Source organism: Paraburkholderia ginsengiterrae (assembly GCF_001645125.1).
In the GTDB taxonomy this organism is placed as follows: domain Bacteria; phylum Pseudomonadota; class Gammaproteobacteria; order Burkholderiales; family Burkholderiaceae; genus Paraburkholderia; species Paraburkholderia ginsengiterrae.
This window is the reverse complement of the sequence record NZ_LXKA01000287.1, coordinates 1-20,769: the sequence shown is the minus strand read 5'-3', so window position 1 is coordinate 20,769 and position 20,769 is coordinate 1. Positions and strand designations below refer to the sequence as shown.

Genomic DNA, 20,769 nt, shown 5'->3' with positions numbered 1-20,769 from the left:
CGTTAAGCGCTTTGCAGTTGGTTGCCAACCGGCAATTGCCGCAGCCGCTTGCCGGTGGCGGCGTAAATTGCGTTGGTGACCGCGGGCGCGAGCGCCGCCGTGCCGGGCTCGCCGATGCCGCCGGGCGCCTCGCCGCTCTTCACGATATGCACGTCGATAGGCGGCGCCTGATCGATTCGCAGCATCCGGTAGTCCGTGAAGTTGTTCTGCTCGACACGGCCGTCCTTGATCGTGATCTCGCTGTAGAGCACCGCCGTGATGCCGAAGATGATGCCGCCCTGCACCTGCGCCTCGATCGTGTTCGGATTGACCGTCATGCCGCAGTCGACCGCGCACACCACACGCTTCACCGCCACCTCGCCCTGATCCACCGCGACATCGACGACGATCGCAAAGAAGCTGCCGAACGCGTGCATGACCGACACGCCGCGCCCTTGCCCCTTCGGCAGCGCGCTGCCCCAGTTCGCGGCCTGTGCGGCGGTGTTGAGCACGTTCAGCGCACGCGGGGTTTTGCCGAGCAGATCCTGACGATATTTGACCGGATCGACTTTGGCCTGCGCCGCGAGTTCGTCGATGAAGCTCTCCACCACGAAAGTGCTGCGCGTCGGCCCCACGCCGCGCCAGAAGGCGGTGGGCACCGCGTGCGGCTCCTGGCGCACGTAGTCGACCAGCTGATTGGGCAGGTCATACGGCAGATCCGCGGCCACTTCCACTGCATCGGGGTCCAAACCATTCTTGAATGCGGGCGGGGCGAAACGGGCCAGAATCGACGAACCGACAATCCGATGCTGCCACGCGATCGGCTTGCCGTTCGCATCGAGCCCCGCGGCGATCTTGTCGTAGTAGTACGGGCGGTACATGTCGTGCTGAATGTCTTCTTCGCGGGTCCATACCACCTTCACCGGCGCCGGCACCTGTTTGGCGACCTTGACGGCCTGCGTGACCATGTCGAATTCCAGCCGCCGGCCAAAGCCGCCGCCGAGCAGATGGTTGTGCACCACGATCTTCTCGGCGGGCAAGCCGGTGACGGCCACGGCGGCATCCACCACGCGCGTCGGCACCTGCGAGCCGAGCCATATGTCGCAGCCGTCCGGGCGAACATGCACCGTGCAGTTGACCGGCTCCATGGTGGCGTGCGCGAGAAACGGCTGCTGATACACCGCGTCGATGCGCGTCTTCGCATTGCCGAACGCCGTGCCGACGTCGCCGTCCTTGCGCGCCACCGCGCCGTTGCGCTGCGACGCGTCGGCGAGATCGGCGACGATCTGCTTCGTCGACAGGTTCGCGCCCGCGCCTTCGTTCCACTTGATGTCGAGCGCCTGCACGCCGCGCTTGGCGGCCCACGTATGATCGCCGATCACGGCCACCGCATTGTCGACCTTGACGACCTGGCGCACACCGGGAATCTTCTTCGCGTTGGTGTCGTCCACGCTGGCGAGCGTGCCGCCGAACACCGGGCAATTCGCGATCGCCGCGTAGACCATGCCGGGCAGCCGCACGTCGAGGCCAAACATCGCCGTGCCGTCCACTTTTTCGGGCGAATCGAGGCGCTTCACGGCAGTGCCGATCAGCTTGAAGTCCTTCGGGTCCTTGAGTGGGACGTTTTGCGGAGCGGGCAATCGGGACGCGGCATCCGCCAGTTGACCGTAGCCGATGCGGCGGTTGCTGGCCGCGTGAATCACCTGCCCGGCCTGCGCCGTGCAGCTTGCCGGATCGACCTGCCATTGCTGCGCCGCCGCGCTGATCAACAGGATGCGAGCGGTCGCGCCGGCGCGGCGCATCGGCTCCCACGCATAGCGGATCGAAGTCGAGCCGCCAGTGAGCTGGCCGCCGAGCAGCGGGTCCATGAAGAGCTTTTCATTTGGCGGTGCATGGTCGAGCGTGACCGAGTCGAGCGGCACTTCGAGTTCTTCGGCGATCAGCATCGGAATCGACGTATAGACCCCCTGGCCCATCTCGACCTTCGGAATCACGAGCGTGACCTTGCCTGCGGTATCGATCTGAACAAATGCGTTCGGCGCGAACACGCCGCTTTGCGGCGTCTCGACACCGTCGCCACCGATTACCGACTTGCCGGCTTTCTGATCCTGGCTGGCAGCCGGCATGCTGAAGCCGAGCAGCAACGCGCCACCCGCCGCCGCGCCCACCGTCACGCCGAATTTCAAAAAGGTGCGGCGCGACACGCCACCCGCGCCATGCAACGGCTGCCGTGCGCCATTCTGTGCATCGAGCAATCCTTGGGACATGTCAGGCCCCCTTCGCGGCTTGCTTGATCGCCGCGCGGATGCGGTTGTAGGTCCCGCAGCGGCAGATGTTGCCGGCCATGGCCGCGTCGATGTCCGCGTCTGTCGGGTTGGGATTGCTGGCAAGCAGCGAGGCCGCCGACATCACCTGCCCCGACTGACAGTAGCCGCACTGCACCACGTCCAGTTGCCGCCAGGCCTGCTGCACTTTCTGCCCGGCCGGGGTGCTGCCGACCGCTTCGATCGTGGTGATTTTCCGGTCGCCGACGGCCGCGGCCGGCAAGACGCACGAGCGCACCGCCACGCCGTCGAGATGCACGGTGCACGCGCCGCACTGGGCAATGCCGCAGCCGAACTTCGTCCCGGTCAGGCCGACCAGATCGCGCAAGACCCACAGAAGGGGCATGTCGGGCGGGGCGTCGACGGTATGCGTCTGACCGTTGATATTGAGCGTTGTCATTGAGCGGTTCCGAGTAAGGTTTATTGTTTATCCGGCTGTTTAGACTGCAACATCAAACCAAAATAGAAAGACCCGCTGCGTTTATTCGACAAGCGGGACTAATGTGCAATACGGTTTGCCTGTCAGCCGAAACGGCGAATAACGCACGACGCGAACATGTTGGGGGACGATCGGCCGATTGTAGCCGCGCTTCAGAAAAAACGCCTGGAGGGTGCCCTTCCTGCGTTGTGATGCGGGACGACACCCGTTGCGTTGTTGAAAAGGGAGCCAAAATGTGGCGTTACCGTCGGCGTATTGACTCGATGCCGGCTGACGGTGCGCGCTTAATGAATGTTGTCGACCGAATGCGAGGCGATGTTGTTAGCATGGTCAATGCTTGATTTATTGTTATCGCGCCCCATCTAATGATGCGTTAACCCGGCTTGATTATCCGAAGGAGCATCACAATGAATGACCAGCAATGCACCCAGTTCCTCTCGGACATTCGCAAACCGCTATTGGCGCTGCACAAAGCCATTCTCGATCACGAGCGCGCCGTCTACGAAAAGGAATTCGGCCCGGTGAGCCCGGCGGCGTTCCTGCAGGTGCTGATCAACGGGTCGGCATTCCGCTGGCTCACGCCGCTCTCGACGGTCATTGCGAGCGTCGACGAAATTCTCGACGATAAGGAAGCCGACGTCGAGGATCGTTGCGCCGCGGCGGAAGCGGTCACCGGACTCTTCTCCGCGGATACGCCGAACAATAACTTCCTGCCGCAGTACCTGCCGCTGTTGCAGGCCGATCCGGCAATCCTGCATCTGCACGGGCAGGTGTCGCAACTGTTGCGGGGCATGGCAGCGAAGTAGCCGGTTGTACCGGGGTCCGCAGCGGATTGCATAAGCAATCCTAAGCAGATTGATCGGCGTCTGCCGGCGGATCTGAACCGGCAGCCGAGTCGACTCGTTGAGCGGCCGTGAAGGGAAGTCAGCCGTGCGATCCGCCGCAAGCGAATTGCACGGCTATCACCTGGCGGGCGCGGCGCGCGGTAGCGCACCGCAGCCCTATCGCCCTAGCCGCGCCCTTGCGGCAGATACGGCATCGGATCGACCGGCTTGCCGTCGCCGCGCAATTCGAAGCCCACCGAAACCCGCGAGTTGTTCTCGTCGCCCATCTCGGCGATCTGCTGACCCTGCACAACGATATCGCCAGTTTTGACCAGCAGCTTGCGGTTGTGCGAGTAGGCGGTCAGAAAGTCCTTGTTGTGCTGGACGATGATCAGGCTGCCGTAGCTGTTCAGCCCCGTGCCTGCGTACATCACCTTGCCGTCGGCGGCGGCCCGCACCGGATCGCCGGGTTTGCCGCCGATTTCGATGCCGCGCGTTTCCCCCGGCTGGAATCCTTCGACCACCCGGCCGCCCGCGGGCCACGTCAGCGACACGCCGTTCGCGTGCCGCTTTGTTTCCTGCGCGACTTCGCGTGCTGCAGCGGCACTGGGCGCGGGTGACTGCGCCAGCTGTGCTGCCGTCGTTGTGAGCGCCGCGGCCTGCTGAGCCGCAACCGACGCTGGCGGCGTTGCCGGCGCGGATGCCGCCGCGGCCTTGGCGGCCGCATTGGCGGCATTCACAGCCCGCACCGTTTCCGGCGACGCGACGTGCAGCACCTGCCCCTTTTTCAGGCGCGCGGAGGATTTGAGCCCGTTCCACGCCTGCAACTGCCTGACACTGCAGTGATTAAGCTGCGCGACGTGCGCGAGCGTGTCGCCGCGCCTGACGCGATACACGAGCGGCGGCGATTTTTTGAGCGGCGCGCCCTGATCTGCAACGATCGTGGCCGACGCCGCGATGGGCGCGCTAGCCGCCGGCACGCCGGAAGCAGCGGACGCGTCCGTTGCCGCGCCGGTTTGCGCGCCCTGCTGGCCCACATTCGCACAACCGCTGACTGCCAGCGCGACCCACACGCCAGCCAGACTGGCCATCATTGTTCTGTCGAAACGCTTTCCCATCTTGTTCGACTCCTGCCTTGTTCATTGGCAAGCCGGGTGCCACCCTGTCGCGCGATGCGCGCGGTCGAACGCCGCGCTGCTTTCTTCGCGACAGGGCGAGGCCGCCTCGTATGGCGCTCACCCATGCCCTGCCGACCAACCTGACCCTTCGCCCGCGCAGCCGCCGGAAAGCCTGCAGCCCGGCCGCCGAACCCTTCAAGTTCGTCGAACGTCCGCGAAAAGGGTCAGATTACCGATTCAATTTCACGCGGAATTGTAAAGTGCGTTTTATTGAAAACGCCTTATCCCACACACACTGATACAAACGTTACGCACGGCTGTGCGAAATTCGTTGCGCGCGCAGCGCTCCGCCCAGGTTATCGCACGATAACGTTTGCTTTAACGGCAGAGCGCCAACAAAACTTGAATCGCCGCAAGCCACCGCGGCGAAGATGGAAGGAAAAGCATGGAGGCCGGGACGGACTGGCGTCCGTCCGGTTCGATCAAACGCGGGTCAGCTGTAATACTGCCCCTGGTACTTCACATAGCCCACCGGATGATGCGTGAAGTGCAGCACCGGCAGAACGGGATTAGAATTGTCTTCGGTCGGATAGGCGCTGGCATCGGGAATGTATTCGCCTTGGGCTTCGATCGGCTGCCCGGCCTGCAACCCGGTGATTTCGTGCGCGAGACCTTCGTTGTCTCCGAATCGCACGGCGACGAACACCTCGGTGCCGACGAGGTTCTGCGTGCCACCCTCGAATTTCAGAACCGTGTCGATCTTGATGATGAAGTGCTGGTGATTGGCGCCGTTATGATTCTCGGGGCTGGCGAACACCTTGGTGATCGTGCCTTGCACACAGGCCAGCGGCGCGCCCAGCGAATGAACGTAACTATGATGGGGAAGGATTTGCGTCGCGCGATTGCTCATGAAGTCTCCGCGAAAAGATTCTGTCTTGCCGGCGGCAAGACGTACGGCGCGCCGCCTGGCCGTAGCGGCGCGAAGCCGTTTGAGCAACGCACGGCGCGCGAGTTCATCGCGCGCCGTGTCCTTTCAACGCTGATCCACTTTCAACGCAACGCCTTCACCGCGTCCGCGGTCACGTCGGCAGGTTGCCCGCCATACGTTGCACGCAGATAGTTCGCGAGCTGCGCGAGCTCCGCATCGCTGAGTTGCGACGCGAAGCCCGGCATGTCCTGCATCCGCTCGATGCCCGGAAAATCCTGCGCACCGATGCCGTCGAGCATCGCCACGATCAGATTGTGCGCATCGCTTTGACGCACCGTCGAGTTGGCGTGCATCGGCACCGCAACGTGCGGCTTGCCTGCGCCGTTCAGCCCGTGACACCCGGCGCACACCGCGAGATACACGTTCCGCCCCGCTTCGAGTTGCGCGGCATCGGCGGAAACCTGTTGCAGCGGTTGCGGCGCGGGCGCCTGATCGCCGAGCAGATAGGTCGACATGGCGCGCAGGTCGTCGTGGGTCAGGTACTGGCTGCTCAGATGCACCACCGGATACATCTCGCCGAATGCCGAACCCTGCGGCGCAATGCCGGTGGCGAAGAACGTCTGCAGGTCGGCAGCCGTCCAGCCACGCGCAGCGAGACCGTGCGGCGTGATATCCGGCGCCGCGATCCGTCCGAGCGCCGCGCCTGTCAGCGGTTTGCCGCCGTCGAGCTGACCGAACGCGCCGCGCCCCGTATGACACTCGGCGCAGTGGCCAAGCGCGCTCGCGAGATACCGTCCGCGATTCCAGTCCGCGGATTGACCCTGCGAGGCATCCGGCAACGCATCCTTCAGGAACACCCAGTTCCAGAAGCGCACGCCGAAACGCATGTTGAACGGAAACTTCAGTTCGGGCTCGTGGTTCGCCACCGCGGCCGGTTTCTGCGCCATCAGATAGGCGTAGATCGCGTCGCTGTCCGCGCGCGACAACAGCCGGTACGACGTGTACGGCATCGCCGGATACAGCTGCTTGTTCGGAGCGACGCCGTCATGCAGCGCCTTGTACAGATCGTCAGCGCTCCAATTGCCGATGCCGTGCTCCTTGTCCGGCGTGATGTTAGTGCCGTAGAAGGTGCCGAACGGCGATGCCAGCTTCACGCCGCCGGCGAACGGCGCGCCGTCGGCGGTGGTGTGGCACGCGGCGCAGTCAGCGGCTTTGACGAGGTAGCGGCCGCGCGCGAGCGGATCGGCAGCGGTGGACTGCGGCCCCATCGCGGCGGCGGCCGCCAACGCGCCGTCGTCGTGCTTGCCGCACGCGCTCAGCGCGAGCGCGGTGCCGAGCAGCAACAGCGCGCGGCGCAAGATCATCGGACGGTTCATCATGCGGCGGCCCCCACGGGGACGTCCGCCGACGCGTCTTTGACCAGACCCGGCGTGCTCAGCACGACTTCCTTCACGGCCTCGTAGTAGCGCACGTAGCCGGTGCAGCGGCAGATGTGATCGTTCAGCGCTTCGGTAATGGTCGCCTCGACCTTGTCTTTGGCAACCGGTTGACGCTTCAGCCGTTCGATCAGCACGGTGGCCGCGTTGACGAAACCGGGCGTGCAGTAGCCGCACTGAAAACTGAAGTGCTCGAGAAACTTCTGCTGGATCGCCGACAGTTCGACGACCTCGCCCGCTTCGTTGCGCTTCGCGTGTCCTTCGATCGTGCGAATGGATTTGCCGTTAAAGAAATTCGCGCCGGTGATGCAGGTGCGCACTTCTTCGCTGGTGCCGTCCGGCTTGTCGACGATCACCACGCACGCGTGGCAGATGCCCTGGCCGCAGCCGAGGCGCGAGCCGGTCAGGTGCAGGTACTCGTGCAGATAATCGATCATCATCAGACCGGCGGGCACGTCGGTCGGCCCGACGATCTCGCCGTTCACCTTGATCGACAGCGGCAGCGTGCGGAAATGCGTCAGCGGACGCTCGACCACGGCGGCAGCCGGCGCGCTGGCGGGCACGCCCGCGGAGGCAGCAGTGGAAGCGGACGCTTGCGCGGAAACAGCGGCGCTGGGCGCGTCGCTCGCCGCTTGCGCTGAAGAAGCTTGAGTGGGGGCCGTCATGCGAGCACCTCCTGAATACGTTGCGGGGTGACGGGCAAATCGGTAAAGCGATGTCCGATCGCATGCGCGATCCCGTTCACAATGGCGCCGACCACCGGAATCATCACCACTTCGGCGATACCCTTCGGCGGATCGGTCTCGGTCAGCGGCGGCAGCACTTCACCGGTCTGGGTCCAGACGGCGACGTCCGCCGCGCGCGGCACGTGGTAGCGGTTGAAGTTCCAGGTGCCGTTGCCGGGACCGTCTTCGTAGAGCGGCAGATACTCGTGCAGCGCATGGCCGATGCCCATCGCCAAACCGCCTTGCAACTGGCCGGACACGAGCTGCGGCGAAATCTGATTGCCGCATTCCATGATCGAGTGATGCGCCAGCAGGTCCACCTTGCCGCTCGCTTCATGCACCGACAGCTCGACCAGCGTGCCGACCGCGCTGTAGTACGTCACGGCCGCGTTGTTGCGCTGGACCGGCGGAATGAACACGCGCTGACGATCCAGCACGCGGTAGTGATTCGGCGTGGTCTGCAGTTTCTTGCGCTCGTCGGGCGCGCTATCGCCGTAGCGCACCGCCAGACCGTCGAGCGGCAAACGCTCGACACCGCCGTCGAGCTCGAAGTCCGCTTCGGTCCATTGCCAGCGATTGAACACGTGCACGGTCGCGCCGGTCACGAGGCCGAGGTCGTGCGCTTTTTTCGCGAGCTGTTCGAACGGCAGCGCTTCGAGGCCCGCCGCGGAGAGCTTGCCATCGACCCAGCGCGCGTCTTCGATACGCACCACCAGCGGGGCAGCCTGACCGCCGCCCGTGCCCTGGCTCCAGATCGCCATGGCAGCCGGCCACAAGCCGTGCGTGAACACGACGCGCGCTGCTTCGCGCGTGCTGTGCGTGAAGTAGTAAGCCGAATTCGTCGCGCTGGAAGGCGACGCGTAACCGGGCGACCAGCGCGGGTTCGCCGCGAGCTTGTCCTGATCCGCTTGCGACATCATGTACGGATCGCCGCTCGTCACGACCGGCAGATCCGGCCAGTCGGTGATCGCAACGTGCACGTCGGTGGCCGGCTTGCCGAGCCACTTCGCGACCGCGATGGCCTGCGAGGTCGACATGCCGGTGCCGATTTCAGCGGCCGTATGTTGCAGGCTGATCTTGCCGTCGGCGCTGAACTCGACCTTCGCGAACGAGGTCTCTGCGCCGGTGCCGAAGTCCTTCTGCACGCACGCGAAACCCACGCCGTAACGCTTGCCCGGATGCGCGGCTTCGAACTCGGCCTTGCGCTTCGCGCGGTTCACCCACAGCGGATGCACCTTGGCCTTGTTCAATACGTCGTCCACGCGAATCGCGCCGGCCGGCACCGCGCCTTGCGTATTTTTCATGCCCGAGCGCAATGCGTTCTTCAGACGGAAATCGATCGGATCGACTTCGAGTTGCGCGGCGATTTCGTCGACCATCATTTCGGTCGCGGCCATGCTCTGCAGCGTGCCGTAGCCGCGCGCCGAACCGGCGTCGATGGCGCGCGATGCGATCGCGACCGCGGACAGATCGTTCTTCGGGAAGTAGTAGACCGACTGCGCGGCCGTCGCCCCCACCATCGCCACCGACGGCGAAAAGTTGCAGCGCCCGCCGCCGTTCGCTTCCATCTCAGCCTTGAACGATTGCAGCAAACCGGTCTTGCGGTCGACAGCGATCCGATAGTTCATCTTGAACGCGTGCCGCTTCAACGAGGTCTGGAACTGCTCGTAGCGATCGTTGGCGAGGCGCACCGGCCGGCCGTTCGAATACATCGCGCAGACGAGGCCGTAGAACGGCACGTTGAAGTGATCCTTCGACCCATAGCCGACCGTGTAGCACGGGTGAATGAACAGCTTCTTCACCGGGAACGCGCACTTGGCGACCATCTCGGCCGCGCTGTCCCCGACCTCGGATGGCGCCTGAGTCGGCACCACCATATGCATCGACTGTGTCGCGGCGTCGTACCAGCAGTTCGCGTTGTCGGGCTCAAGCGCGGCTGTGTCGATCGACTGCGTGTTGTACTCGCGCTCCATCACGAGCCAGTCCGCCGACGGATGATCCAGCTCCTGCTGGATCTGCGCGGCATGGAACATGCCCTGCTCGCCGAGCTTGCCGTGTTCGACGCCGTCGGGCCATACCGGCTGGTGCTTCCTCATCATGCTCGGAAACACCGGTGCGTCTTTCAGGCTGGAGAAGGTGTCGTCGTCGTACGGCGTCTTGCCGCCCACGCGCACGAAGCGGAACGAGCCCCACGGATCGCGCTCGAGCGGGCCGGTTGGCGCGCCGTAACGAATGATCTGATCCTGGAACTTGAGCGCGTCTTTCGCGAAACGGAAGCGTGCGAAGTCGTGATAGATCAGGATCGCGACCGCGTGCCCGAGATACGCGGGGGTCTTGCCCTGCGGCAGCAGCATGTCGTCGCCGTAGAAGGCCGGGAAGATCAGGCCGTCGCGCGCCAGATCGGCGGCGGTGACCACGCGGTCCGGTTGCAGATCGTCGCCGAGCAGCGACAGGTCGAAACCTTCATAGCTGCGGTCGGCTTGAGTCGCGCGCAGGATGAACGCGTGCGACTGCTGCTGCGGCCAGTGCGGCATGTCGGTGGCGCGAATGTCGCGCGCGAACACTTTCGAGCCCGTCACCTTGGCAATCCCGTCGATACGGAATTTGGGCTGACCGTTGGCGGCATCCCATTGGACCGGCGTCAGAATTTTTTCTTCGAACAACGCAGCGAATGCGCGGCTGCCCATCGGCGCGATATACACCGACACACCCGCCAACACGCTGGCCTTCAGAAAACTACGACGCGAAAGGTCGAGTTTCCCCATGGACTTCTCCTTTAATGAACACGGCGGCAACCATCGGCAGGACAGACGCGGACACCGGCCGGCACGCGCATGCCGCCTGCGCGCTGACAAGCGGCGATCCTGAGCGGGACGGCTGGAACCACGAGGGAGGTGTTCGATCCGCGGACGCTGTTAGGCGCCCGGGGCGTACCGGCGATCTGCGACGACCGTCACTTCGGTTATGCCGCAGTCGATCTGAGTGACCTTGAACTGCCATGAGTTGCCCTTCTCCCTGCCCTCTAGAGAGCAAGGGCCGAAATTATGGCGCTGATTTGCCGCAGGGTGCGTCAAATTTTGTACTCTATATCGCAAATAACGGATTCGATATGTGTGGTTACGGTAGCGGGTTCCACAGCTCGCTTGTCAGTTCGTTTTTCAGCAGCCTCAGCTACGCCCGCACTATCGTGATACCCAATGCGTCGAACGGCGCGGTCAGTGCCTCGGCCGTATTCCGTTCGACGACGATCGTGCCGGCCGCGGTCACATCCGCGATCTTGTAGGGCGACGCCGCGTTGAGTTTCTCCGCCGACGCCAGCACCACCGTCTCCGCCGCGTGCTCCACCAACGCGCGTTTCACGTAAGCCTCTTCCCTGTCGCCGGTGCTCAGACCCGCTTGCGGATGCACGCCGGTCACGCCCATGAAATACAGGTCGGCGCGAATGTGGCTGAGCGCTTCGATAGCGGCTGCGCCCACATTGACCATTGAATGCCTGAACAGGCGGCCGCCGATCATCACTACTTCGAGTTCCGCGTGATTCGCAAGCGCGACGGCCACGCTCGGGCTATGCGTGACGATCGTCGCGCGCAAGTCGAGCGGCAGATGACGCACCATCTGCACGGCCGTCGTGCCGCCGTCGACAAACGCGATCTGGCCACGCGCGATCATGCCCGCCGCCGCCCGGCCGATTGCCGCCTTCGACGCCGATTCAATCTGCTCGCGCCCGGCAAGATCCACCACCGCCGCCGACGCCGGCAACGCGCCGCCATGCACACGCTGCAGTTGCCCCTCGGCGGCGAGTTCGCGCAGATCGCGGCGAATGGTGTCTTCGGAGACGTCGAATTCCACACTCAAGGTTTTGGCGACGACTTGCCCGTCGCGCTTGAGCGCTTCGAGGATCAGCTGTTTTCTTTGTGACGTCAGCACGGCGGCGCTCCTACGCGGGTTCGGCGAATTGCACGAAATTACTTGTTTTTGCACGATACTGCACGATACCATGATTCGCATGCGGTGCAGACCGCTTTTGCCAACGGAACAGGATGCGAGCGATGAACGAAACCGCCGGGCGCGTAAAAATTCTCGACGTCGAGGTGCTGTCGGACGACTGGTACGTGCTGAAGAAAACCACATTCGACTACCGGCGCGCCGACGGCAACTGGCAGCGCCAGAGCCGCGAAACCTATGACCGCGGCAACGGCGCGACACTGCTGCTTTACGATCCGCGCCGTCGCACGGTCGTGCTGACGCGGCAATTTCGGCTGCCGGCGTTCGTCAACGGTCATCACGGCATGCTGATCGAGGCGCCGGCCGGCCTGCTGGAGGCCGCCTCGCCGGAAGAACGGATTCGCGCGGAAGTCGAGGAGGAAACCGGCTATCGCGTGCACGACGTGCGCAAGGTATTCGAAGCCTTCATGAGCCCGGGTTCGGTCACGGAAAAGCTGCACTTTTTCGTCGCTGAATACGATGCGGTCGCCAAGGTCGGCGCCGGCGGCGGCCTTGCCGATGAAGGCGAAGATATCGAGGTGCTGGAACTGAGGCTGGACGAGGCGCTCGCCATGATCGAGCGCGGCGAGATCGTCGACGGCAAGACCATCATGCTGTTGCAATACGCCAAATTGAATCTGTTCACTACCTGAACGGCGAGCGGCGAGTTTCCACGTTTTTAGGACGCATCCTATCTCGCATTAGGAAAAGGACGATAGGCCGCGACAGGCAATAAAAAATATTCTTACGTGTTCCCTGAATGAAGATCGGTGCCGCATTCAAAACGGCACCGGCTCTTCACGTGGCACGCCCTTCCCCTTTGAATATTTTTTATTTCGCCACCCTTATCAAAGTGGCGAACCAAGCCGAGGTTCCAGTGGATTCAAATACTTCAGCCAGTCGATTCATGAGTGGCTTTTTCTTCGGCACCCTGATTGCCGCTGTCATCATGGTGCTGTTGTGCAACGCCGGCCAATTTTCGCCGTTTGTTGCCAAACTTCATGCATTGCAACAGGTCATCGTGACCGTGCTAGTTTCCATCGTGATCGTCGATGCGAAGCCCCTGGCCTATAAAACCGTCTGGCGCGAGCGCCGCTGCAGCTTCGTGCTCGATGAAGACATCAACGCGACGCTTCGCGGCCGGACCTTCGGCATTCCGTTCGGCGTGATCGTCGGAATTCTGATTCAGAACTACGTGATGAACTGAGCGTGCCGGCTGGGCCGGGCCGGGCCAGGCCCGGTCACGCGAAACGTGTCTAGAACTTATGCCGTATCGCCGCCCGCACCACGACCTGCTTCGACGTGGATGAAGGTGCCTGGGTGCCGGGCGTGAAGGCGTCATCCAGAATGGAATAAGTCGAATCGCCGGTCACCTGCTGATACTCGCCCTGAATGTAGACGTCGGTGCGTTTGGACAGGTTGTAGTCCGCCATCAGGCCGAAAGAGTGAATTTTCGGCTTCACGCCGCCGCTCGAAGCGTCGTACGTTTCCATCGTGTACACGTATTGCGCGCCGACAAACAGCATCGGCGAAATCTGGTACTTGCCGTTCACCTCGAAGTTCTGATACTTCAGCGAGTTCAGCAGCACACCCGGCGGCACGAGCGGCGTCACGCCGAGATAGCCGTTGCCGGTCGGGTCCAGATAGTTCGAATTGGTGTAGACAAAGCCGGCCGTCGCCGGGCCGAACGTATAGGTGATGCCGCCGCCGAACACGCGCATGCGCGCGGCGATGAAACTGGCGTCGTTCGCCGTGATCGCGCCATTAGATCCATTGCCGGGATTGTCAGCCTGCAGGTAAGCGGCGGCCACCAGCAAGCCGCCATACGCATACTGGCCACCAAAACTGTAGGCGCGATTGTTCGCGAAGTTGGTGTCGTTGCTGAAGCTGTAGACGCCGCCGAACTGGAAGCCGGAAAGCGACGGACTGGTGTACTTGACGGCGTTGTCGAGGCGAAACGAGTTGTCCGTGTTGTCGTTGTCGTACGGATGCGAGAAGAGGTAGCCGGCCCAGTTGCCGTTGGCCGTGGTCTGCGCCAGAAAGTCGACCACCGAGTCATACTGCCGGCCAAACGTCAACGTGCCGTAGCGCTCGGCGCTCAAGCCGACGAAAGCCTGACGGCCGAACATCCGTCCGCCCTGGTTGAGCCGCCCGGTATTCAGGTCGAAACCGTTCTCGAGCTGGAAGATCGCTTTCAGGCCGCCGCCCAGTTCCTCGGCGCCCTTCAGCCCCCAGCGGCTGCCTTGTGCATAGCCGCTCGCCAGCTCATAGACATGGCCGCGGCCGACATTGTTGGTGTAGTTGATGCCTTCGTCGAGCACGCCGTACAGCGTCACGCTCGTCTGCGCCATGGCCGGCGCGGCAAAAAGGGAGGAGACAGCGGCAGAGACAGCCAGCGCGAACACTTGCTTGTTCATGAAGATCTCCCTGCACTCGAGCAATGGGTCAACTCGATCCGGCCGCTTTGTTTTTTGGCGCTTCGACAAGGTGCTAACCGACCCCGAGGCGCTTTAAGGAAATCCTCACACGCCGTTTGCCTGCCGTCCATTGGGTGTCGCGCCGATATCCCAAAATGTTGCTAAATCTCCACTCGGTGCGCCAGACCCTTTTATCGCGCCGCTCATTCAGGTAAACGGCGGTGCGCCGCCAGGACTTGAGCGGGCAGCCGTTGATCGGCCGCCAAGCGGCCGCGGACTTGCGCGGTCGCAAGCGGCTTTGACACAGAATGAAATATAATTGAAAGCTTTTGCGGCGCTGCAGCGGAACTCGACGACGCCACGAGGGTCACTTTTACTGCCCTTGACAACGCGCCCGACCCGGCCGGTCGATTGCGGCAACGCGGGCCGTCTGCACAGCACTGTTCGGCAGCGCCCAACCCCATTTCCAGAAGCCCGGTGAGACGCCAGCTGCGCTGCATCAGCGCGCCGTCGCACGGGGCTGCTTTTGGCACCACTCAATGCAAAAGTCGCAATCCCGCCTGATCGAGCTAGATTTTTTCCGTGGACTGGTCCTTCTGATCATCGTCGTCGATCACATTGGCGGCAGCATCCTGTCGCGCGTCACGCTGCACGCCTATGCGCTGTGCGATGCCGCGGAAGTTTTCGTGTTCCTCGGCGGTTTTGCCACCGCCACGGCATACGCCGCGCTGGCCGAACGGCGCAATGAGACGATCGCGCGCGGCCGCTTCCTGCGGCGCTCGCTGGAGATCTACCGGGCGTTCCTCGTCACCGCCGCCCTGATGCTACTGGTCAGCGCGGTGCTCACCGCGTTCAGCATCGACGGGCCGAACCTCGCCGTCACCGATCTCGACGATCTGATGGACACCCCCGTCGCGGCGCTGCGCGACATCCTGCTGTTCCGCCGGCAGCCCTATCTGGCCTCCGTGCTGCCCATGTACGCGTTTTTCGCCCTGCTGGTGCCCATGATCCTGCCGCTCGCGCGCACCCGGCCGTGGCTGCTGCTCGCCGGCAGCGTCGCGCTGTGGGCGGGCGCGCCCGCCATCGACGCCTATCTGCCCGCCGCGCCGGACATGCACTGGGATTTCAATCCGTTCGCCTGGCAACTGCTGTTCGTGCTCGGCGTGCTGGCCCGTTGCCAGCCGGTCTATCAGCGCATCAGCGCGCACCGGTTGGGCTGGCTGGTCAGCGTGCTGGCGTTTGCGGTCGTGGCGGCCGCGGCGTACTACAAGCTCTCTATCGAGCGCGAGCCGCTCGATGGGAGCTTCAAGCAGAACCTCTCCTACTTGCGGGCGATCAACTTCCTCGCCATCGCATGGTTCGTCGCGAATCTCATTCAGCTCGGCTGGGCGAAGAAGCTCGCGCAATGGCTGCCTTGGGTCGGCGCGATCGGCCGTCAAGGGCTGCTGTGCTTCGTTGCCGGCGCGGTGATTTCGCTCGTGGTCGATTCAGTGCTGTACGCGGCGACCGAGGGCTATCTGAACTATCCGCTCGGGTTGCTCGCCGATGCGATCGCGGTCGGTGCGCTATTCGCGGTGGCGCTCGCCGCGGAACCGCTCAAGCGCCTCGCTGCGCGCCTGTATGACGCGCATCTGCGCATCTCGCCATGAGCGGTGCGCGCTCCGGACACCGTCTCCTGATCTGACATGCGTCTATTTCGACAATCCGTGCTCGTTGCTCTGTGCGCCGCAACGGCTGTGCCGGCGCTCGCCAGCAGCGTCTTCAACCGCAGTTTCTACTCCGAGGCGCTCGGCCGCGACTGGGCCTACACGATCTATCTGCCGAGCGGCTATCGCCACGACGCCGGCCGTCTGCCGGTGCTCTATCTCCTGCACGGCAACAACGGCGACGCCAACGACTGGATTTCGCAAGGCAACCTGCAAGCCACGGCCGACGCGCTGATCGATCACAAGGACATGCCGCCCGTCGTGATCGTGATGCCGCAAGGCGGCACGGACTGGTACGTCGATCGCAAGGAAAAGATGGAGACCGCGTTCTTCGACGATCTGCTGCCCGAGATCGAAGCGCGCTACGCGGTCTCGACACAACGCGGCGGCCGCATGATCGGCGGCGTGTCGATGGGCGGCTTCGGCGCGCTGCGCTATGCGATGACCCAGCCGGAGCGCTTTTGCGGCGCGCTGCTGCTGAGCCCCGCGATCTATCCGAATGAACCGCCGCGTGCCTCGGCGGCGCGCCGCGTCGGCGTGTTCGGCGAACGCGAGTTCGATCCGCGCGTCTGGCACGAGCTCAACTATCCGGCACAGTGGGACCGCTACATGAGCCGGCCGTATCGCCTGCCTGTCTTCATCGCCGCCGGCGACGACGACCTCGCGATCCAGGCCGACGCCTCTTCGCTGTACACGCACCTGCGGCTGGCGGGCAATCCGGCGGCGTTGCGCATTATCGACGGCGGCCACACGTGGGACGTGTGGAGCGCGCTGCTGCCCGCCGCGCTGAAATACACGCTGGGCTGCGTGAAGCCGCCGGCCCAGGAGCATCCGTCGAATCAGCGGCCCTGACGGACTGCCGCGTGCGTCGGAAACACATCTGAAAGACCCGTGCGGCTATCGCACGATGTCGGTCCACAGCACCATCAGCACGGTCATCAGCGCCGGTCCGATGAAAATGCCGAGCAGGCCGAACGTCTCCGCGCCGCCCAGAATGCCGAACAGCACGAGCAGGAACGGCAAGCGCGTCGAATTGCCGATCAGCACCGGCCGCACGAAATGCTCGGCGACGAACACCACGATGGAACCGAACACGGCAAGCCCGATGGCGCCGGCCACCGAGCCCTGCGTGAGCAGCCACAAAGCCGCAAGGCCGAACGTGAGCGGCGCGCAGAACGGCAGCATCGCGGCAATCGCGGTGACGAACGCGAGCAGCGCGACATGCGGCAAGCCGGTGACGAAATAGGCGGCACCCAGCAGCGCGCCTTCGCAGAGGCCGACCACCACCAATCCCGACACCGTGCCGCGCACGGCGGTGGCCATGTGTTGAAGAAGCTGCGCGCCGTCGTCGCCGAAGCCGCGCCGCGCGCCTTTGAGCAACGCGCCCGAAAGCCGCGGCCCCGCCTGGAAGATCACGAACAGCGTGACCAGCATGAAACCGAACACCGTCACCGCATGCGCGGCACGCGCACCGAAGCGGCGGCCGAGCGTCATCACCGTCTCGCTGTGCAGTCCTTTCATGGCCGCCGTGTCGCGCAGCGGCTGCGCGAGGTTGGCCTGCCACCACGTAGAAATCTGCTGCGTGCCGAACGGCAGATGCGCAATGAAGTCCGGCACCGCGATACCGTTTTCCTGCGCATTCTTGAACCACTCGCTCATGTCATGCGCCTCGCGAAACGCCTGAGCGATGCCGATGCCCACCGGCAGCACGACCAGCAATGCGATCGCGAGCGTCAGCGCCGTGGCGATCAGGGTCGCGCGGCCGCTGAACCAGCGATGACTTTCGACTTTACGCAGCAGCGGCCACAGCGCAATGGCAAGCACACCGGCCCAGGCCACCACCACGATGAAGTCGCGCACCACCCACAGCGCCAGCAGCACCAGTCCGATGTACAGCGCAACCGACGCCCGCTTCTGTCTTATCAGGCAAGCCGGATCATCCGGCTCCTCCGGATTTTGCTGCGCTTCAGGGGGTGCGATAGGTGGGCGTGAAGTCATGTGAGCTCTTCTGGTTTCATGCTGGTGTGCCCCGAAGGGCTTCCATTGCAGCGGACTGCGCGCGAGACGGCCGGAAAAGCGCAAACCCGCTACACTTGCATCGGTCGGCCGCTCGTCGATCGCCACATCTTAATGGAAGCGCCGCTGTCCTTTACTGGCGCTACGTCCGTCGCGCTGGATGCAACACTGCGTTGCAAAAATCCGCGCTATCCCCAATTTACTTTAACTATCGCTCGCGAAGCCCCGTAGTTTAGGGATAACGCGAATGTCAAGTTTTATTGTTGCTATTTGGGGAACAGTGTTTCAACGGCGGCACAATGGCTCTAAGCCGCGCGGAGGACTACATTCGGCACTCCACAATACGGAGCCGACAATGATGACCCTAGAGTCCATCCCCCTTGACGGTACGAATGGCGTACGCATCGAGATTCTCGAGCGCTCCGACACGACACTGGTCATCCGCTGGGTCGAGCCGGGACGATGTCACTACGGCGAACAGCGTTGGCGCCGCAGATCGGCTCATACGTCGGGAACCTGCGCGGTGTCGCGCCGCAAGATCCGCCGCGGCGACGCCGTGTTCAAACCGGCCGAGCGTCCGGCGCCCGCGAATGCGTCCGCGATGATTTGCGCCGAACTGCTGGACTGTGCCGAAGCCTGAGGCTTCAATCGGCCGCCCCGGTTACCCTGCTTGCCTCGCGCCACGCCCGCTGCAACGGCACCCCCTCAGCTGGTCTGTCCGGCACCCCATCATGCCGGACACATTGCGTGACCCGCCTGGCATCGTGGGCAAAATCCCTCTGATTGCGGCCCTGCGCCACGTGCGTTAAGGTGGATCTCGTTGCGCCGTGTCACTCTGCCGGCCCCACACCCGGCGCTGTCGTGACCCCCGCACTTCCAACCACCCCGCCGTGCCGTTGCGGCGCCGTTTGAGGGCCTACCATGGCAGAAGACACGCCGGCACCCCGCACCGCCACCGCGCCTCCCGCACCCCTTGTCGAACCGCTCATCGCGCCGCAGCAATTCTCTCTGGACGTCCTGCTCGAGAAATACGCGAAGGGTGACGAGCAATCCGCCGACGATGTTTTTCAACGCGTCGCGCGCGGCGTCGCCGAGGCCGAACCGCCGGCGCTGCGCGAATCGGTCGAGGCGCTGTTCGCCGACAACCTCCGGCACGGCGCACTCGGTGCCGGCCGCATCATGAGCGCGGCGGGCACCGGCATCGCGGCCACGCTGATCAACTGCTTCGTGCAGCCGGTCGGCGATGCGATTCAAGGCGTCGACGAGCAAGGTCTTCCCGGCATCTACGTCGCCCTGCTGCAGGCGGCTGAAACCATGCGCCGCGGCGGCGGCGTCGGCTACAACTTCTCCGCGATCCGGCCCAAGGGCGCGCGGGTACGCACCACCAGTTCGGCGGCGTCCGGACCGTGCAGCTACATGGACGTGTTCGACGCATCGTGCCGCACCGTCGAAAGCGCCGGCTCGCGGCGCGGCGCGCAAATGGCCGTGCTCGATTGCGATCACCCCGACCTGCTGGAGTTCATCGAGGCCAAGCACTCGAAAGGCCGCTGGAACAACTTCAACGTCTCGGTCGGCGTCACCGACGCGTTCATGCACGCGGTCGAGGAAGATCAGCCCTGGCAACTCGTGCATCGCGCGGAACCCGCGCCGGCGCAGCGCGCAGCGGGCGATGTGCGGCAACGCGAAGACGGTTTGTGGGTCTACAGCGAGCGCCCGGCCCGCGAGATCTGGGATCGCATCATGCGCTCCACCTACGACGTCGCGGAGCCCGGCATCGTGTTCATCTCGCGCATGAACGAGGACAACAATCTGCGCGCGGTCGAAACTATCCGCGCCACCAACCCGTGCGGCGAACAACCGCTGCCGGCCTATGGCTGCTGTAATCTCGGGCCCTTGAACCTCACCCGTTTCGTTATCGATCCGTTCGCGCAGATGAAGGGCCGCACGCCGTCGTTCGACTGGGACGGCCTTGCCAAACGCACCCGCACGCAAGTGCGCTTTCTCGACAACGTGCTCGACGTGACGCTGTGGCCGCTGCCGCAGCAATACGACGAGTCGCGCGCCAAGCGGCGCATCGGCGTGGGCTTTACCGGACTCGGCGACACGCTCGTCATGATGGGCTTGCGCTACAACTCGCAGGAAGGCCGCTTCTTCGCGGTGCGCATCGCGCAGCTGATGCGCGACGAGGCATATCGCGCGTCCGTGGAACTGGCGCGCGAGCGCGGCGCGTTTCCGCTATTCGACGCCGCGCGCTACCTCGAACCGGGCACCTTCGCCTCGCGCCTGCCCGAGGACATCCAGCAGGCCATCCGCAGCGACGGGATCCGCAACAGCCATCTGCTCTCTATCGCGCCGACCGGCACGGTGAGCCTCGCCTTCGCGGACAACGCGTCGAACGGCATCGAACCGGCCTTCTCGTGGACTTACACACGCATGAAGGTGATGGCCGACGGCGGCCGCGAATCGTTCGATGTCGAAGACTACGCGTATCGCCTCTATCGCGAACTCGGCGGCGACACGACCCGCTTGCCGGATTATTTCGTCAGCGCGCTGGAAATGTCGGCGCGCGATCACCTCGACATGATGGCCGCCGTCCAGCCTTACGTGGACACGTCGATCTCGAAGACGGTGAACGTGCCCGCCGACTATCCGTTCGAAGCGTTCGAAAGCCTCTATTTCGACGCATGGAAAAACGGCCTCAAAGGTCTCGCCACGTACCGCCCCAACGAAACGCTCGGCGCGGTGCTGAGCGTCAGCCCGCCACAGGCGGACGACACGCTGGCCGACGCCGATCTCGATCCGCTGCGTATCGCGATCGATCATCGGCCCAAGGGCGAGTCGCGCGCGATCATCGAGAAAGTCGAGTATCTGAC

At 64.0% G+C, this 20,769-nt stretch carries 17 protein-coding genes; 7 read left to right on the top strand and 10 right to left on the bottom strand.

The window, feature by feature from the left end; all coding sequences use genetic code 11:
• Positions 1–2: 2 nt before the first annotated feature.
• A complete protein-coding gene (locus tag A6V37_RS20595; RefSeq protein ID WP_064286287.1) occupies positions 3–2,246 on the bottom strand; it encodes a xanthine dehydrogenase family protein molybdopterin-binding subunit in 2,244 nt (747 codons plus the stop codon).
• Between the two features lies 1 nt (position 2,247).
• Positions 2,248–2,703: a (2Fe-2S)-binding protein gene (locus A6V37_RS20590; RefSeq protein ID WP_007177017.1), complete on the bottom strand. Its 456-nt coding sequence runs from the start codon at positions 2,701–2,703 to the stop codon at positions 2,248–2,250.
• Between the two features lie 446 nt (positions 2,704–3,149).
• Between A6V37_RS20590 and A6V37_RS20585 the strand changes: the two genes are divergently transcribed.
• Positions 3,150–3,548 carry a hypothetical protein gene (locus A6V37_RS20585; protein ID WP_064271982.1) on the top strand — a complete coding sequence of 133 codons (399 nt, stop codon included), beginning with the start codon at positions 3,150–3,152 and terminating at the stop codon, positions 3,546–3,548.
• 203 nt (positions 3,549–3,751) lie between these two features.
• Here A6V37_RS20585 and A6V37_RS20580 read toward each other — a convergent pair whose 3' ends face one another.
• From A6V37_RS20580 to A6V37_RS20555, 6 genes are all read right to left on the bottom strand, one after another.
• Complete coding sequence (locus tag A6V37_RS20580; protein WP_064286286.1) at positions 3,752–4,684, bottom strand: peptidoglycan DD-metalloendopeptidase family protein; 933 nt, start codon at positions 4,682–4,684, stop codon at positions 3,752–3,754.
• Between the two features lie 493 nt (positions 4,685–5,177).
• A complete protein-coding gene (locus A6V37_RS20575) occupies positions 5,178–5,594 on the bottom strand; it encodes a hypothetical protein (RefSeq protein WP_064271980.1) in 417 nt (138 codons plus the stop codon).
• Positions 5,595–5,734: 140 nt separating this feature from the next.
• On the bottom strand, positions 5,735–6,991 hold the full coding sequence (locus A6V37_RS20570) for a c-type cytochrome (RefSeq protein WP_064271979.1): 1,257 nt from the start codon (positions 6,989–6,991) through the stop codon (positions 5,735–5,737).
• Positions 6,988–7,713, bottom strand: coding sequence for a (2Fe-2S)-binding protein (locus tag A6V37_RS20565; protein ID WP_064271978.1), 726 nt, complete (start codon positions 7,711–7,713; stop codon positions 6,988–6,990). Before A6V37_RS20565 ends, A6V37_RS20570 begins: the two co-directional genes overlap by 4 nt.
• Positions 7,710–10,538, bottom strand: a complete 2,829-nt coding sequence (locus A6V37_RS20560) for a xanthine dehydrogenase family protein molybdopterin-binding subunit (protein ID WP_064286285.1) — start codon at positions 10,536–10,538, stop codon at positions 7,710–7,712. The genes A6V37_RS20565 and A6V37_RS20560 overlap by 4 nt, the downstream gene beginning before the upstream one ends.
• A gap of 406 nt (positions 10,539–10,944) precedes the next feature.
• Positions 10,945–11,700, bottom strand: coding sequence for a DeoR/GlpR family DNA-binding transcription regulator (locus tag A6V37_RS20555; protein WP_064271976.1), 756 nt, complete (start codon positions 11,698–11,700; stop codon positions 10,945–10,947).
• Positions 11,701–11,822: 122 nt separating this feature from the next.
• On the opposite strand from A6V37_RS20555, the gene A6V37_RS20550 reads away from it, so the two are divergent.
• On the top strand, positions 11,823–12,410 hold the full coding sequence (locus A6V37_RS20550) for an NUDIX domain-containing protein (protein ID WP_064271975.1): 588 nt from the start codon (positions 11,823–11,825) through the stop codon (positions 12,408–12,410).
• Positions 12,411–12,634: 224 nt separating this feature from the next.
• Positions 12,635–12,964, top strand: coding sequence for a hypothetical protein (locus A6V37_RS20545; protein ID WP_064272050.1), 330 nt, complete (start codon positions 12,635–12,637; stop codon positions 12,962–12,964).
• Positions 12,965–13,013: 49 nt separating this feature from the next.
• On the opposite strand, the gene A6V37_RS20540 is transcribed toward A6V37_RS20545, so the two are convergent.
• Positions 13,014–14,174, bottom strand: coding sequence for a porin (locus A6V37_RS20540; RefSeq protein WP_064271974.1), 1,161 nt, complete (start codon positions 14,172–14,174; stop codon positions 13,014–13,016).
• Between the two features lie 539 nt (positions 14,175–14,713).
• Between A6V37_RS20540 and A6V37_RS20535 the strand changes: the two genes are divergently transcribed.
• Positions 14,714–15,823: an OpgC domain-containing protein gene (locus A6V37_RS20535; RefSeq protein WP_064271973.1), complete on the top strand. Its 1,110-nt coding sequence runs from the start codon at positions 14,714–14,716 to the stop codon at positions 15,821–15,823.
• A gap of 36 nt (positions 15,824–15,859) precedes the next feature.
• Positions 15,860–16,732, top strand: a complete 873-nt coding sequence (locus A6V37_RS20530; RefSeq protein ID WP_064271972.1) for an alpha/beta hydrolase — start codon at positions 15,860–15,862, stop codon at positions 16,730–16,732.
• 45 nt (positions 16,733–16,777) lie between these two features.
• On the opposite strand, the gene A6V37_RS20525 is transcribed toward A6V37_RS20530, so the two are convergent.
• Positions 16,778–17,878, bottom strand: a complete 1,101-nt coding sequence (locus A6V37_RS20525) for an AI-2E family transporter (RefSeq protein ID WP_064271971.1) — start codon at positions 17,876–17,878, stop codon at positions 16,778–16,780.
• A 376-nt stretch (positions 17,879–18,254) separates the two neighbouring features.
• Between A6V37_RS20525 and A6V37_RS20520 the strand changes: the two genes are divergently transcribed.
• Entirely contained in the window at positions 18,255–18,536 is a 282-nt protein-coding gene (locus tag A6V37_RS20520; protein WP_064272049.1) for a DUF3331 domain-containing protein, read from the top strand.
• 281 nt (positions 18,537–18,817) lie between these two features.
• The coding region (locus A6V37_RS20515) for an adenosylcobalamin-dependent ribonucleoside-diphosphate reductase (protein ID WP_064286284.1) at positions 18,818–20,769 on the top strand (1,952 nt) is incomplete at its 3' end.